Source organism: Candidatus Margulisiibacteriota bacterium, assembly GCA_003242895.1.
In the GTDB taxonomy this organism is placed as follows: Bacteria; Margulisbacteria; Riflemargulisbacteria; order GWF2-39-127; family GWF2-39-127; genus GWF2-39-127.
In genome coordinates this window covers 1-15,975 of the sequence record QKMY01000051.1, presented here as the reverse complement: position 1 = coordinate 15,975, position 15,975 = coordinate 1, and the positions used below count along the sequence as shown (strand labels likewise).

The window sequence follows — 15,975 nt, the reverse complement described above, 5'->3', positions numbered from 1 at the left end:
ACTTATGTCAAAAGAATAATTAATTTCTCATTTATCACACGGACATGAAACTCTGATATAAATATCGTAATGATTAATTATTTATTTCAATTCTTCCAAAGAATACTATAACCGGCACACCTGATCATATAATTAATTTCAGTAATTTATTCATGGCACTATTGCAATAATTATTACAGACTTCATAAAGATATCCGTTTATTTTCATGCAGCTGATGCTGGCAATGAGTAAATACAATTAATTCAACAAATATTTTTACAAATTGCATTTATATATTTGTTGCAATATAATTTATAATACATACAATATAATTTACTGGAGGTATCATTATGAACAATGAAGTTTGGGATGATTTAGTTACATTCGAAAGCTCTGGAATTAAAAAAGGAGAAATTTTTGTATCAATATCAAAATCTCATGCAATAACTTTAAGTGCTAGTTTTGCTAGAAAAGCTGACAAAAACATTAAGTTTGCCACACACATTGTTTTATCTTATTCAAAAAGCAACAATGCTCTTATTCTGAATTTTACAAATGACGGAGATACTCCCGGTTCATATAAAATCACAAAAGGAGTTAATCTATCAGTAGCTGCCAGATCATTTTTTTCATTTTTTGACCTTGATATTAACCAGTATGCGGGACGCTATTTACCTGAAGAAATGGATATACCTAGGGTTGGGAAACGATGGGGGATCTTCCTAAACAAGAAAAAATAGGCTGATTCATTCAACATCCGCATAGGCAAAAGATAAAGAATCATCAAGCCAGGTATCCATACGCACCACGGATTTTCTTCTTTTGTATGCGATTCGCTGCGCATTATTCTGCGCGATATTTACAATTTGCAAAGCTACCAACCTGCCTCCGGGGAGATTGTTTTTGATCAAAACGGTTACTAGTCTCCTCACGAACCCAGGCACATAACGAACCAGAAGTTCGTCTTCCATACTGACAAACAGACGGCTACTGCCTGGGTCTCCCTGCCGCCCTGCCCTGCCAAATAATTGCCGATCGATTCTCTTTGACTCATGGCATTCGGTACCGATGACGTGTAGTCCACCCAATTCGACAACCTCTCTTGCCAGGATAATATCAGTACCTCTACCAGCCATATTTGTAGCTACAGTTATCATCCCAGGCTCACCGGCATGAGTCACTATCATAGCCTCTTCTTTGTGCTTGACCGCATTCAGCAACCGGAATACCAGTCCACGCTCCTGCAACATCGCAGCCAGTTGTTCACTGGCCTGTACGCTTCTGGTACCAATCAGAACCGGCCTGCCCTTCACATGAAGCTGTCGTATTTCTTCAACTATTGCACGCCACTTGGAAGCGTTATCCGGATATACTTCTGCAGGATATACTTTTCTCTTGCATGGTTTATTTACTGGTATTGGGACTACCGGCAAATGGTATATACCAGACATCTCCGTAGCAGCTTCCTTAGCAGTACCGGTCATTCCTGATAATTTATGAAAAAATCTGAAAAACCGCTGAAAGCTTAAACGGGCCAGTGTTTCTGAAGTACCGCTAATCTCCAGGTTCTCTTTCGCTTCAATTAACTGTTGCAAACCGGATTGCCAGGTTCGTTGAGGCATCATTCTTCCGGTGAATTCATCAACAATAACGATCTTGCCGTCCTGAACAATATATTGTTTATCTTTATGAAAGAATTCCCGAGCCGTTATGGCCTGCTTTATTAGTTCCATGCGCCTTTCGAGCGAATTATAGAAATCTGAGGTACCATTGCCCGTTCCTGACAGTTTCGATTCAAACCCCGGACTGAGTTCTATATCTTTATAGCGGTGATCAATTTTATAATCAATCCCTGGAATTAATGAGGCTGCAATACTATTAGCGACTTCACATGCACGGACAAAATCTTGATTTACCTGTGATTTGGAAATAATCAGCGGAGTTACTGCCTCATCGATCAGGATGCTGTCCGCTTCATCAACAATAGCAGTGTGAATACCTCTCATTACGACTCCCTGTTCTATTTCAGCTCGCTTGCCCAATAAAAAACTAATCAAACGACGCCCGCTGAGCTGCCTGGGTCCAAGCCATAATCTATCTCTCAAAAAATCAGCAACAATTTCTTTACTGGTAGTATAAACAATATCGTGGTTATATCCGGTTTTTCTGGCATTATGGTCCATCTCCCCGGTAACGCACCCACACGTCAATCCACAATATTTGTATAAAGGCGAGAGTAAAGCAGCGTCTCTCTCAGCCAGGTAATCATTAACAGTAATAATATGGCAGGGATTACCACTCCAGGCGTTAAGGACAGCCGCCATGCCAGCAACGAGAGTTTTCCCTTCTCCTGTCGCCATCTCAGAAACGTATCCCCTGTACAAGGCCCATGCCCCGGCAATTTGAACGGGATAAGGAATCAAGCCAAGCTCTCTGCCGGCAACTTCTCTTATAGCCGCAAAAGCTTGTGGCAAAACTACTTTTTGATCTGCTTTTTCCCTACGAAAAAGCTCCCTTAATTCTTCCAATTTTAATTTAAGATGTTTATCGCTGAGCTTACTCCACTCAGCAGCGCGACCATCTACATCTCTTGCGCGCGACAATAATTCTATACGCACATGCGGACCATGTTTGAATAAATGATACAAATTATGAAATTTTGCATCCAGCCCGTCATAAATTCGAGAATGCTTCCTGATAGACGTTCGCTGATAATCTCTTTTAAGTATATTCATGGGTTTTAATAGTGATATCGTTTCTGTACTAGCTGACGAAAACTTCGCCACCATTGCCGGAGCAGAGGTTCGCTGGTTAGCTCGAACCTGATCTTCCCTGTTCGTCCATGAAACATTTTCATACCATTATTATTATCCAGATATGCTCTCACTTCGTAAAAAGGTTCTGTCGAGTGAACGCCTTGAGCGTCGTTAGGATCAATCGGCACATCCCCACCGGCTTTCCAGCCAAGCGCTGCAGAAGGAAGGATGGTTTGCTCCATTGGAATTTTAACGTACCTGAATACCGGAACTTCCGTATCGGCCTGCCCGACCAATTTCACGGAAGCTCTTTTCACTTCGTTATCGAATATTCTAGAGGTATGGACTTCTGGAATAACCGAAGCGAAATAATATGCACTTTCATTAATGATCTGACCTATTGGCGCCCCCCGACGAATCCACATTCCCAAATAGTCTGCTACATTACCAACCACCCAGACGCCTGAAATCTCAGCCTTTACGACCAGCTCTTCCCGATCATGCTGCAACCTATCAAGTCTAGTCTGAATTGCCTGTATCCTTGCCTCCACCGTAGCTAAATCCTCTGGCCTTTCGGCAAGTGCCAGTTGTCTCATAGCATAAGATTCCTGAAGAGAAGCCATTGCCTCATTAATCTGTAGGTCGATCTCTTTATTCTCAAGGATAATCAAAGGCTGACCTGCACTGACTTGTGATCCGGGTTCGATTTCGATCTTTTTTACATAGCCGGAAACTTTACTGTTCACGACAAAATATTCAGAAGCCTTTAATACCCCGGAAGCCCTGAAGCTGTTAGGAAAAGGGAAATAATAAAAGAACCCGACAACAAAAAGTAGAAGGATGGATACAACAGTTATAGCCCTGAGCCTGATTCGCTCCAGCTTCGGGCTTGAACTTAAATACTTTATAAGTTTAACCAGTGGAACGATTATCCAGGTTATGCAGCAGATAAGAGCCATAATAATGCCGGCAAGCAAGAACCTGTCAGCAATAAAAAATATTATTGAAGCAAAAACAATCAGCTTATATATGCCGCTCAAAACGCCAAAAATTGCTAACCAAAAAGCCTCCTTCAAACTATAGGCCTGGCTTGTGGACCGCTTATAACCAAACGCATATTTTTCAACTAGGTGTGTTAATTGTTGTGTTGCCTTTGTATGCAGGTTAGGAATGTCCAGCCAATCCGACAACATGTAATAACCATCGTAGCGCAACAACGGATTGATATTGAATACGACAGTTGACAAAGAAGCAACAAACATCATGTTATATGCTAGTGAATGCAGCAATCCTCCCGAAGTATTGGCCCACACAAATACAGCTAATGCCGCGACAAAGATTTCGGTAATCATACCAGCAGCACCTACCAGTATTCGCTGCCATTTGTTTCTAAATGCCCAGGCAGCTGTCGCGTCCATATATGGAACCGGGCTAAACAACAGAAACATAACACCGATTATATGAACTTCTCCTCCAAACCTGCGCACAGCGAAGGCATGTCCGAATTCATGAAAAGTTTTCACCAGCAACATTGCTATATATAGAAGAAACAAATTGGAAGGGTTAATAATCCCTTGTGTTTGAACTGATACTTCCGCAAACCTGTCTATCACAATTTTGATAGCTGAGCCAACAACTGTCAGCCAAAGTATCGCACCCAGAGGATTCATTATTAACCGTATTAGCGGAAGTATATTTTTAAGAAAACTGTCAGGATCAAATAACGGTATCCTGAAGAACATAATATTTAATAAATTGGATTTCATAATCCTTTGCTTTTTATTTTTATACCGATCAAAAAGTTTTGCGCTGTCCGGAGGCATCTCGTAATGCAAAAGATTCGATTGATACAATTGTACCAGCAGGTTTATAACCTCTTCCTGACCAGGCGCTGACTCAGGAGCAGCAGAAATCATTTCCATCCAGACTTCTTCGACAGTTCGGTCAAGGCCAAGCCTTATAACAAATTCATAAGCTTCGGGCCGGAGTCTGTAAAACTGGTTATTAAAAGGATCTGAGAGCACATACCAGCGCGCTCCCCGAAATAATTGGCGATGCACTTTAACACTTGACCGCAAACAAAGTTTTTCATTTGCGATTCTGTACCATGATTCATGAAATATCTTGGTATCATTTGCCATGTGTAATTACCACCACAAACGTAAGCGTAGGAAATCAACAGTGCGGTGCATGAATACCCAGAGTATAGTACGTTTACCTATATTAATTTTAGAGATTCCGGTCATGCCCGGTCTCCACCATTGTTTGCTCCCGGTCTGAAACCTGGCATGCACAACAAACACATTTCCCTCTTTTTTTGCTACCGCAGCCGGCTCTACCCGAAAAATATCTATTTTATAGGTATCCTGAGGACGACTGGCAAAAGCAACTTCCCCATCCATCGGGATTTTCAAATCATGGATATCCGACTCATCGACTTCCAGTTCGGCATAGAGATCTTCAACTTTCGCGACCTTAAAAAGCACATCGCCCTGTTTAACCGGTTCACCCAAACGTTCCAACAGGTCGCCCTCAATAAGTACGCCATCAATCGGAGAACGGATCAGAGACCTATCCAGCCGATAATCTATCTGGGATAACTGAGCAACAATTTGTGCCAGCTGGGACTCAGCTATACGCATATCAGCCAGATTTCTACGAGCCATAGCTTTTTCATATTCCCGCTCGTACCTTATTTGTTCGGCTTGCCGGGATGCTTTTTCGAGCAGCAGATTGCTCCGATCAAATACCAGTAAGTCATTAGCCGTTACAACACTATCACCGGGACGTACATTAACTTTTTCTATATGTCCGTCAAAAGGTGCTGAAAGATAAGCTACACTATCAGTCCTGACAATAACAGGCGACTGGACCCGGTATGTTATCTTTCCGAAACATATCACCCCAAGCGCTATAGTTATTAGTATTGCCAGCAGCTTTGTCCAGACATGATCAAAGCCAAAAACTTTAGCGATTTTTGATCTGGTATACGTAACTAGTCTTGCGCCAAACCAGCGGTCCTTAAGCTTCAGATCAGCCAGAACCCGGGTTGCCTGATCACAAGCCAGTTGAAGAAGCCCAAGTTCCAGCTCTAAGAATGTCGAAGAGGCCCTCTCACAGGTTAGAACTGCAACAGGCTGTCCTTCACATCTCAAAGGAAGGGAACAGAGGTTGGGAATATCCTGGGAATCAGCATAAACTTCATGTAATCTGGAAATGGAAGTCCGATCCTTAACCGGAACAATAATCTCGCTGTTTTGGTCAATAGCTTCTTCCATAGCAGCTTCCAGCTTCTGTACTGCATCAGATTTACGGTCAAAGGCATCAATATGGCTTATAGCCTGAGTTGCAATATATCCATTAGCCATCCAGCCCAGACTAACCCTGTCGCATTTATGTCTTGAGGCTATTTCATTACAAAAATTCATAGCGGCAGCTAAAAAACGTTTTTCCGCATTCAGGATGACCATCAAATCCAAAACACTGGAAAAATGCTCAACCCGGGATTTTGATTCAGCGGAAGCGCGAAACTGCTGGTAACTGGCCGGCACATCAGTTGCCATTTTTAGAAAAGGCGTCCTGCGGGTTGCAGTACTGAGGTTTTCTTCATTAATAAAAAAAGTTGCCAGACAAATTCCATTATCAATACTTGTTTCCAAAACGGCTGACAGCATAATCAGCTTTGCTTCACGAATTATTCCTATCTTTTTTGACGATAGGGTATCGGCGAATTCAGTTAAATAATTTTGCAGAGCTCCGGCGGTGACATTAAGATTTGGATTCCGGGGTTGTGCAGCAATGATATTCCAGTTATTGGAATTATTGTTTTTAAGTGAAATTACTCCGGCATCCGCATACAACACCTCAACCAGAACTTCGATAAAAGCTGTCCAGAATTTTGCAGGTTCACCATCAAATTGCCGTAAAGCTTGCAGACGTTCCAGGCTACCATTAAGAACCTCGTCGCCCAGCGGCTCGTTTTCAAAATTAATATAATAAAAATGGTCCGGCTGATTAATTTGACTAGCAGAAGTATCCGTGTTTTTCATAGCATCACTCCAGAATCATTGATCCAGGAACACCTGGGTTAACTCTGCCATCCTCGTTACCAAACAAAACCCTTACCTCTCTCAAACCACTTGCCGGGTCAACTACAGGAGAGATATGTTCAACGGAGCCAATTTTTCTTATCCAGTATCTTGAATCGCCGATATTCAAATAAACTTTGGCCCCTACCTTTAAACGATGTGTCAAACCATCCGCAATGAACGCAGTAAAACGACATTTATAGGCATCAACCAATCTTATTAACGGTTGCTGCGGATTGCAGTTTTCGCCAATCTGGAGAAAATGTTTAACTACAGTTCCGTTAAAAGGAGCAACTATATTACGTTCATTCAACTGAACAGCAGCTATTTTATATTCCAAATCTTCCTTGATCTTATTTGTCCTTATACTCTCAAGTTCTTCTTCCGCAGTCTTGCATTCAAGTATCTTCTTATGAAGGTCTTCCTTGCTTACCGATTGCGTTTTGTTATAAAGTTCCTGGGTAGCTTTTTTTTCTGCTTGCAATAATTCCACACGGCTAACAGCTACATTCAGTTCTGCCCGGCTTTCAGAAATAAGTTTCCTTCTGTTTACTTCTAAGACTTCCTGCTCACTTGCCAGAGATAATATGACCGAGCCCTTTGTAACATACATCCCGTCATTAATATTGATCGAAGCAATACGGCCCTGCACTGTAGCACTCAAAGTTGCATCAATAAACGGCTCAGTTATTCCTCGCACCACCATCGCAGCTACCGGATAATTAAAAGCAAAAAGCACCAAGATTGCCATTATCGAGACAGCAGTGTTTTTTTTGAATCCAATTTTATTTAAAATAATGTAACTCATCTTTTTTTCCTTATCAATAAATTACTTGGCATTCCAGATATCATTCAACCTGGTCCCCGCACCGTCACTACCGCCCAGCACCCACAGCTTGCTATCGAACACAACACTGGTATGTCCGCTCCGTGCAGGCCACTCAGCTGTTCCGGCAGACCGGGTCCACGTGGTACCGTCTTCAGAATACCAGACATCGTTTTTCTTGGTCCCGTTTGTACCGCCAAGCACCCAAAGCTTGCTATCATAAACCAGCGACGTGTGCAGATACCGGCCAGCCCACGAATTTATTGCGTTCACCGATTTCCATTCAATACCATCGGCAGTGTACCAGATATCACCGGCATTACCAAAACTATTATTGCCACCGGTAAGCCAGATTTTATTATTAAAAAATACGCATTTATGACCCTCTCTACCTGTCCAGGCAGCATTTTCTACTTTTTTGACCCACGTTATACCATCTAAACTGCTCCAGACGTCATTCTTGTAAGCACCGTCATTACCACCGATCACCAGGATCTTATTGTCAGTTACAACAGTTGCCAGTCCGGAACGGGGCGACCATTCGGCATTAGCAGTTGCCATGTGCCAGGACATTCCTTCGTCACTCGAATACCAGACATCATTTTTCAGGACACCGTCATTACCGCCCATTAACCATAGCTTATTTTGAAAAACAATACTTGACTGACCTGTTCTAGCTGTCCAGGCAGCATTTTCTACTTTTTTGGTCCAGTGACTGCCATCACCAGAGCTCCAGACATCATTTTTCGGAGAACCGTCGTTTCCGCCAAGCACCCATATTTTATTATCATATACCATACTGTTATGCCCATCCCGGGCGGTCCAGGCAGCAGTTTCAACAGCTCTGGTCCAGCCTTGTCCTTTTGTTTTGGCAACTAATTTAATATTGTAAGTTTTGTCAGAATTATAAAAATATAAATTAGTTGTAGCTACTACATAGTCTGTATGCTGAAAAGTAATAATTCCGTCCCCCCGGGGAACGTAAGGAATCTTATAGCTGCCTCTTATATCAGTTTTATCCCAGATTGTGGATGAAGGAGAGTCGCTGCTTACATAGTATATATAGACATCGTTGATAGGGTTTCCAGCCTGGTCACTTACAGTTCCTGACAAAGAATAATTGTAATAAGAATACTGTAATTCCAGGTCTACAAGGTTATCTCCGCTTTCCAGCTTAACTGATTGCGAATATTGTACGTATCCGTCTTTCAGCGCCTTAACAATAAAAACACCAGGATCAATATCATCGATCCGAAACATTCCGTTTGCTCCGGAGACTGTAAACTTCTCCTGACAATTAACTGTGACACCTGATAACGGCACATTATCCTTATTTTTTACAATACCGGTTATCGAGGAAGGCTGTTGTCTCGCAAATTCACTGCATCCTGTTAATAACACCAGGATAGCAAAAAGATAGACTATTTTAGGCATAGCAATTTCCCCTTTATTTTTTATATATGTTGAAAAAAAAATATTTATAAAACTTCGAGAATTGAATCCGACCCTAAACAAATAACGAATTACTTATATGCCAATACAATCCATTATTGGCTGATTAAGAAGAAATTGTCAACAATAATGGCCAATTTTGATTTTTAAATTTAAAAACCCTCCTTTGCTGGTCAAATTCTCTATCGTTAATTCAAAATTTACCGCAAAACGAGATGGCTCTTGACGTTATCGGATGCACCCCGGAAAAGGCTCAGAATTTGCTAAGTTTTTATTTCCAAGTGTATGCAGCAGGTCGGCATTTATGCATGTACTTAAGGAAAAGATCTTGATTCCAATATCTACAAAAAATATTTCCAAGATATCTGTTTTCCAGTTAATCGAACGAATGTTTCCTAAACCAAACATTTTATGTGCAACAGGCATTTCGAGATAAAGGTTTTTTGCTGAAATGGGCCCCTGGTCTACGTAATCATCGAGTTCTATTTCCCATTTACTGCTATCAGCTATTACAGTCTGCTTTTTTTTGGGAATATCCAGGAATAACTCGATAAAACGAGATGGCTTAACTCTATTACCATCCAGAGTATTTGAAGCCATAAGCTCAAGTTGATGCCTGGCCCTGGTAGCTCCTACGTAAAAAAGCCGCACTTCTTCTTCCATAAGAGATCGGTTCCCAGACTTAGCTTCTCGTATGCTGTTTACTGAAGGGAATTGACCATCAAAAAGATCTATCATATAAACACAATCAAACTCCAAACCTTTGCTAGAGTGAACGGTAGAAAGGGTTACAGCATTTTTACCTTTATTGAATTTTGCATTTTGCATAATTTGCTGAAGCCGTTCAAGTCTGTCTTTAAAAGACTGGACGCTATCTGTTCTTGCAGCGATGCTCTTCAAACTACTTATAATTTGGTTTAAACCATCTGTAGAATCAGTTGCATCACTGCTTTGTTTATTTATATACTCACCATAGCCCAGAGCATTAACAATGAACTCTATAGCTTCATGGGCATTCAACTTAGACATCTTTTGGAAGTTTTTCTTTATCGCCAGAATCTTGTCATATTGCTTTTCAGTCAAATCCGGATATTCGAGCAAAGTATCGAATAGGGTTTTGTTTGGCATTCTATTCTTCACGCTATATTCAAACATGACTTTTGATAAAAAGGCATTCATTTTATAATAGATTTGACGAAAAGCTCCAGTGTTTGCAGCGTCATTAGAAAGGTCAAAAAAAGAAATAATATCCATTGTTACCCAATGCCTAAAAAAATGGGTTTTTGCTTCACGCAGGTAAAAAGGAATAGCGCTGGCAGACAATGCATCTGCCACTGGAATTGCCGAAACATTATTCCGGTATAAAACAGCGATACTAGAAAAATCCTTGTTATCTTTCAACTTAGACACAAGATGGATATATTGATCGTTTTTATTCTGAAAGCTGATATATTTTACCGGGGTCCCGTCCTTTCGCTCAGAAAACATATTTTTGTCGTACCGCTCATTATTCTGCTTAATAAACTTATTAGCTGCATTTACGATGCTTTGGGTTGACCGGTAATTATTTTCCATTAAATAAATTTGTGCACCAGGATATGTTTTTTCGAAATCCATTAGTGCTTTGGGAAAAGCTGCCCTAAAAGCATAAATACTTTGATCTTCATCCCCCACCATGAAAATATTATTCCTGGGATTTGCCAAACATTTTAAGATTTGATGCTGAAGGTAGGAAGTATCTTGCGACTCATCCACATTAATATATTTATACTTATTCCTGTAAACATTGACCAAATCTTTGTCCTGGTCAAACAGTTCCAGAGTCTTTGTGAGCATATCATCAAAATCAATTAAGTTATTCTCGTGCTTAAGAGCTTCATAAGATTGAAATATTTCGAAAAAATTCTTTATATCTGTTTTATAACGAATTATTTCTTTTTCCGACAGCATCATATTTTTTACATAACAGATTGCGTTTGATAGCTCCTCAAGTTTATCATCGCTGAGATAAGAATTATTACGCTTTTGATACAGCTGTCTTAACATCTGACTTTTTGTTACCTCGGCTTTTTCATCTTCAATAATGATCGGAAAGCTTAAACGCATTTTCTGAGCATAATTTTTTAGTACAAAATAACAAAAACTATGTATCGTAGAAAAATGGACCTCTCCCTGTATATTATCTCCAAAAGCCTTATGAAACCTGTGCTTCATATCCATTGCTGAAGCCTTGCTAAAAGTTAAGGTAAGGATACTCTGAGGTATAACCCCATGATTTATAACCAAATTGGCGCAGCGGGAAACGATAACGGTAGTTTTGCCACCACCAGGCACAGCCAACAGCAGGATAGGACCATCTATATTTAAAACGGCTTTTTGCTGTTGTTCACTTAAACTTATATTGTGCTTTTTGATTAAATAATCGATAAAATCCATATCAAAACCCTATTTTATTGGCTCTTGCTATTATAACAGCAAGAGAAACTCTTAGATATATGTAGGTACAATACAGCAGAGTTGGATGTTCACAATTTACTTACTTCAGAAACATGGGAATAAACATCTGAACATGGACTTTTATAAAAAGAAGTTTTCTTTGCTTATCCGGTATCGCCCACATATATTTTTGCCTTACAATATAGTCTCAAAATGGTATCATAGGATATACAATATAGATGGCCCTTCAGCGCCCATGGACGGAGCGCCTCAAGCAGAAAAACTCACCAAAGATTTGATCATTTAGACTTATACCCATGACAATGCCGACACACCTTCTTATTAGACGCGGTCATGGGCTTGTGACGTTGATTCTACTCAGCCCAAAACGATGCTTTTAGATACAAATAAAAAAGCAACAAATCCGCTATGAATTAGACAAGAAATTTTTATAAGGATTTAGACATGAAAAATATTTTGAAGTATGTTTGCCTGCTTGTATTCGGGTTTATGTTAACTGGATGCGGGGAGCTGGCAAAAAATAATACCAGTATTAATGAAAACACCGATATCCAGGAACTTAACTCAAACAGAATTCAAAAACCATTATCAGGGAGTTTTATTCAGCCATGGCTGGTGGAATCATGGACATCAAGCAATTTTACCACCGAGTTACAATATATGGATAACGTCCATATGGACCATTTTATCTGGCAATGGACGGTAGACAGCACACCTTCAACCATGAAAGCTTATTACCCTACAGAATTAGCCAAGTTTACCGGAACAGCAACCGATCCTGTTGGATTATCTCTTGAAGCTGCCAAAACTCAAGGATTAAAAGTCTGGCTGGGGCTAAACTATACAAACGACTGGTGGAGCAAAGGTGCTAATGACGACGTCTGGCTGACCAAAGAATATAACCTTAGCAAACAGATTGCGCAAGAACTCTGGAAGCTTTTTGGAGCTAACTACGGTGATACAATCGCAGGATTTTATTTGCCGATGGAAGTTAATAACCTTAATTTTGACAGCACCGCTGAGAAACACTTGATCAGCGTTTATAACGATGTCGCCACATATATTCACACAAATATGAACAAACCCGTTATGGTTGCGCCATATTTTGTTTCACATGCCGACTTAAATGCTTTACAATACGCAGAAATGTGGGGTCGAATTATTGTTAGCGCTCCAATAGATATAGTCGCTGTACAGGATGGTATCGGTGCGGGAAATGCAACATTAACAGATATCGCAACCTGGCTTTCTCCATTAAGAGCAGCAATTAAAAAAAATCGTCCTGCCACGCAATTCTGGATTGTCCTTGAAACTTTCACAACTGATTATAATTCAGCTCCATTATCCAGGGTACTAAGGCAACTGCTAGCAGAACAATCCTATGCAGACAAATTTACAACTTTCAGCTTTAATCATTACGACTCACCACAACAAGGGCATACAAAAAAATATAATGGATGGGAAACATATTTCAAAGTATACTGAATACGATCTGCCATTCGTTTGAGAAAAAACATTGCTCTTCCTATGTTGAGTAATTCACAAGAAGTTTCAGATACAACGTTTAATATCTACAAATGTCATTATATATTTTTAATAATTGTATATTCTTCGCATATATTGCGGAGAATATACTAGCTAATCTCCGCAACTTTCATTATTACCAATCAAAACGTAATTCGTGCTACGGCCTGCACCAACCTTGATTAATATATTCTTATCAACCAATTCTAAAATATCCCTGTTTGCAGAATCTTGCGAACACTTACATATTTTTGCCCATTTAGAAGAAGTTAATTTTCCTTCAAAATTATCAAAAAGCATATTTATTACTTTCTTTTGTCTATCGTTTAAATTAATGCTTCCATATTTTTGCCAGAATAATGCTTTATTAAATATACAAGAAAGTGTTCCTTGGGTATTTTCGATAGCACGCAATAAGCATTCAATAAACCAAACTAGCCACGCTGTAATATCAAGTGAACCCTTTTGAGTTTTTTCTAATATATTATAGTACTCATTACGTTCTTTTCTTATTTGCGCTGACATACTGTAAAATCGCTGTGGAGTATTTTCTGCTCTAGCAAGCAGCATATCAGTTAATGCTCTTGCAATTCGTCCATTCCCGTCATCAAAAGGATGCAAAGTAACAAACCATAAATGAGCTATACCAGCTTTTATGACAGTATCGATATGCGCTGAACCGTTTACCCAATCAATAAACTCAAGAATTTCTAACTCGAGAGAGGATGCTTCCGGTGCTTGATAATGGACTTTTTCTTTACTTATAGCACCTGATACAACTTGCATTGGTCCGTTTTTATCATCTCGAAACTGCCCTACTTCTATTTTATGCATTCCACTATAACTTGTAGGGAACAAAGAAGCGTGCCATCCGATTAATATATCTTTAGTTAAAACTAGGTTATAATGCTGTGTTGCATCAAGCATCGTCTCTACAACACCTTCGATGTTGCGGTCGACATGTATTCCACCACCGACATCAAATCCTAAACGTCTCGCGACAGACGATCTAACTTGTTCTTTATCAAGTATCTCGCCTTCAATCTCACTGGATTTAATAATATCCTGAGTCAATATATTTAATACAGCTTCTTCCTTTAATTCAAATCCAAGTGCATTCATTTTGCCGAGCAACAAACCTTGTGCAAGTTTTGTCGGGAGCAATACTTCCAATACCTTTTCATTATTCCAAGTAAAATTAGGCCAATTTTGATTTTTATAAATATACATCATTTTCACCGCACCTTCTGCGGAGATTATATACATTATTCTCCGCAAAGTCAAAAAAGTTAAACGAGGAAAGGACATTAAATGACAAAAATAAAATTAATACAGGTAAAAAGTAATAGTGATTTAACTGGGGGGAGAGTCCGCCTGTGTGACAGGTGTGTCCGTAATATTGAATCCCAGTAAAATCAAGGGTTTCAGATTTACTCAGATTAACTGAAACCCAGTGTTTTTAGTTGAAAAAAAATTGAGTAACTCACCCAGATAATGGCTTTTGCACTAGAAGGTAATCTTATACTTTACCCCGGCACCACGCCCAATAGACTGAACAAATGAGGCAGCTAGGAGCTTATTAAGGGAATAGATCGCAGTCCTTCTTGGGATATTAAGCATTTCCACAATATTTTTTGTTTGCAGGTAATGCTCAGGCTGCTCCTTAAAACATGCGAGGATCTTAAGGTCCGTTTCGGACAGAGTTTGCAGCAAATCATATTTCTGCGCATAGTGATCAATGTTCGGCAAACTCTCCCGTATCACTTGTATCATATAAGCGAGCAATTCATTGTACTTGTACTTCGCAGGATCTGGGTTGAAGTGGCCACCGGAACACTTGTTTAATACCAAGTAATATTGTGGCCTTGTCTTCTCTACTTCTCGATCAAGAGCTATATATGGAATAATAGCCGAAAAATAGTTATCCTCGGAATTCATGAGTATAGCCTGAAAGAACAGTCGGGACAGTCTGCCGTTCCCATCCTGAAAAGGATGTATCGCCAGGAATCTGAAGACAAACTCTACCGCAGTTGGCAGACACCATGGATCAGTCATCAGTGTAGCATTAAACCAGGCAACCAGGTCATGCATGCTTGTTTCTGTTTCAATTCCAGGGTCAGCTGTCCTCAGTAACGTCTTTTTACTTCCTGTTCTGCTATTTGATTCGACAACACTGTTTATCTGAGTTTTGTAGTTGCCCTGATAATGAACTGCCCCCGAGTAATATTTCATAATTTCTCGGTGCAAACCCTTGATATTAGACTCTCTCATTGGCACAAAATCTTTGGGAGCATGATTGATGATCTGGATAGCATCACGGTACCCTGCGACCTCTTCTATGCTACGCTCTTTATCTTTGGACAACTTATCCTTAATGACGTGTTCTCTGTCTTTAAAGGTAGCATTGCTTTCTGTGTTAATATCCTTGTCAATCCAATCAATCTCGACATCAGTAAGTATGGCGTTCTCAATACGAGTAGATGCCCCTATGTTGCTGATTAAAGAATGTTTTCTGATGTACTTTTTCTTTGGCTCAGGATAAGCGTCAACCTGGTCCCATCGCCTTTGACAGAGTGAGAATAATTCTTTTAGCGCTCTTATTAAATCTTGATTAATCTCGTATGATAACATATGGTTATTATAGCGTAATGTGCAAGAGTGTGCAACGGATAACCGTCATCGACTGCACACTTCTGCACACTTTTCTTGAGTTATCAAGTGAATCTAGTGTTTCTTGTTAAAGAAAAGACAGTAGTACCAAGTAGTTATGGCAAAATAAAACTGAGCCATGGTGTTATTTCTCAGAATAATCCGGCTTAATGTTGCTGAATAATCTGGCCGATTCAAAATAAACCGGCCAGATTGAGAATAATTAAAAAGTTTCAGATGCAG

General features: G+C 39.9%; 11 protein-coding genes. 3 read left to right on the top strand and 8 right to left on the bottom strand.

The genetic code is table 11. The features are described from left to right. The first annotated feature begins 330 nt into the window (after positions 1-330). Positions 331-720, top strand: a complete 390-nt coding sequence (locus tag DKM50_08210) for a hypothetical protein (protein PZM79631.1) — start codon at positions 331-333, stop codon at positions 718-720. A 6-nt stretch (positions 721-726) separates the two neighbouring features. Here DKM50_08210 and DKM50_08205 read toward each other — a convergent pair whose 3' ends face one another. The 6 genes from DKM50_08205 to DKM50_08180 all read right to left on the bottom strand — a co-directional run bounded on the left by DKM50_08205 (position 727) and on the right by DKM50_08180 (position 11,538). Further along, complete coding sequence (locus DKM50_08205) at positions 727-2,769, bottom strand: hypothetical protein (protein ID PZM79630.1); 2,043 nt, start codon at positions 2,767-2,769, stop codon at positions 727-729. After that, a complete protein-coding gene (locus DKM50_08200; GenBank protein PZM79629.1) occupies positions 2,721-4,877 on the bottom strand; it encodes a hypothetical protein in 2,157 nt (718 codons plus the stop codon). Before DKM50_08200 ends, DKM50_08205 begins: the two co-directional genes overlap by 49 nt. A 6-nt stretch (positions 4,878-4,883) precedes the next feature. Continuing rightward, positions 4,884-6,785, bottom strand: coding sequence for a hypothetical protein (locus DKM50_08195; protein ID PZM79628.1), 1,902 nt, complete (start codon positions 6,783-6,785; stop codon positions 4,884-4,886). Between the two features lie 4 nt (positions 6,786-6,789). After that, positions 6,790-7,632 (bottom strand): hypothetical protein, encoded by an 843-nt coding sequence (locus DKM50_08190; protein ID PZM79627.1) that lies wholly within the window; start codon positions 7,630-7,632, stop codon positions 6,790-6,792. Between the two features lie 21 nt (positions 7,633-7,653). Beyond that, entirely contained in the window at positions 7,654-9,084 is a 1,431-nt protein-coding gene (locus DKM50_08185; GenBank protein PZM79626.1) for a hypothetical protein, read from the bottom strand. Positions 9,085-9,330: 246 nt separating this feature from the next. Continuing rightward, entirely contained in the window at positions 9,331-11,538 is a 2,208-nt protein-coding gene (locus DKM50_08180) for an ATP-dependent helicase (GenBank protein PZM79625.1), read from the bottom strand. 85 nt (positions 11,539-11,623) lie between these two features. On the opposite strand from DKM50_08180, the gene DKM50_08175 reads away from it, so the two are divergent. After that, positions 11,624-11,845 (top strand): hypothetical protein, encoded by a 222-nt coding sequence (locus tag DKM50_08175; protein ID PZM79624.1) that lies wholly within the window; start codon positions 11,624-11,626, stop codon positions 11,843-11,845. Positions 11,846-12,003: 158 nt separating this feature from the next. Then, positions 12,004-13,044, top strand: a complete 1,041-nt coding sequence (locus tag DKM50_08170; protein PZM79623.1) for a hypothetical protein — start codon at positions 12,004-12,006, stop codon at positions 13,042-13,044. Positions 13,045-13,197: 153 nt separating this feature from the next. On the opposite strand, the gene DKM50_08165 is transcribed toward DKM50_08170, so the two are convergent. Further along, positions 13,198-14,313: a DUF4172 domain-containing protein gene (locus tag DKM50_08165; protein ID PZM79633.1), complete on the bottom strand. Its 1,116-nt coding sequence runs from the start codon at positions 14,311-14,313 to the stop codon at positions 13,198-13,200. A 276-nt stretch (positions 14,314-14,589) separates the two neighbouring features. Further along, the gene (locus DKM50_08160) at positions 14,590-15,714 is read right to left on the bottom strand and encodes a hypothetical protein (protein ID PZM79622.1); all 1,125 of its coding nucleotides are present in this window, start codon (positions 15,712-15,714) and stop codon (positions 14,590-14,592) included. Positions 15,715-15,975 lie beyond the last annotated feature (261 nt).

What these genes read in the sequence shown, in the direction of transcription:
- DKM50_08195 (PZM79628.1), bottom strand. Translation starts at nt 6,785, where the DNA reads ATGAAAAACACGGATACTTCTGCTAGTCAAATTAATCAGCCGGACCAT.
- DKM50_08210 (PZM79631.1), top strand. Translation starts at nt 331, where the DNA reads ATGAACAATGAAGTTTGGGATGATTTAGTTACATTCGAAAGCTCTGGA.
- DKM50_08205 (PZM79630.1), bottom strand. Translation starts at nt 2,769, where the DNA reads ATGGTGGCGAAGTTTTCGTCAGCTAGTACAGAAACGATATCACTATTA.
- DKM50_08175 (PZM79624.1), top strand. Translation starts at nt 11,624, where the DNA reads ATGTTCACAATTTACTTACTTCAGAAACATGGGAATAAACATCTGAAC.
- DKM50_08190 (PZM79627.1), bottom strand. Translation starts at nt 7,632, where the DNA reads ATGAGTTACATTATTTTAAATAAAATTGGATTCAAAAAAAACACTGCT.
- DKM50_08200 (PZM79629.1), bottom strand. Translation starts at nt 4,877, where the DNA reads ATGGCAAATGATACCAAGATATTTCATGAATCATGGTACAGAATCGCA.
- DKM50_08170 (PZM79623.1), top strand. Translation starts at nt 12,004, where the DNA reads ATGAAAAATATTTTGAAGTATGTTTGCCTGCTTGTATTCGGGTTTATG.
- DKM50_08165 (PZM79633.1), bottom strand. Translation starts at nt 14,313, where the DNA reads ATGTATATTTATAAAAATCAAAATTGGCCTAATTTTACTTGGAATAAT.
- DKM50_08185 (PZM79626.1), bottom strand. Translation starts at nt 9,084, where the DNA reads ATGCCTAAAATAGTCTATCTTTTTGCTATCCTGGTGTTATTAACAGGA.
- DKM50_08160 (PZM79622.1), bottom strand. Translation starts at nt 15,714, where the DNA reads ATGTTATCATACGAGATTAATCAAGATTTAATAAGAGCGCTAAAAGAA.
- DKM50_08180 (PZM79625.1), bottom strand. Translation starts at nt 11,538, where the DNA reads ATGGATTTTATCGATTATTTAATCAAAAAGCACAATATAAGTTTAAGT.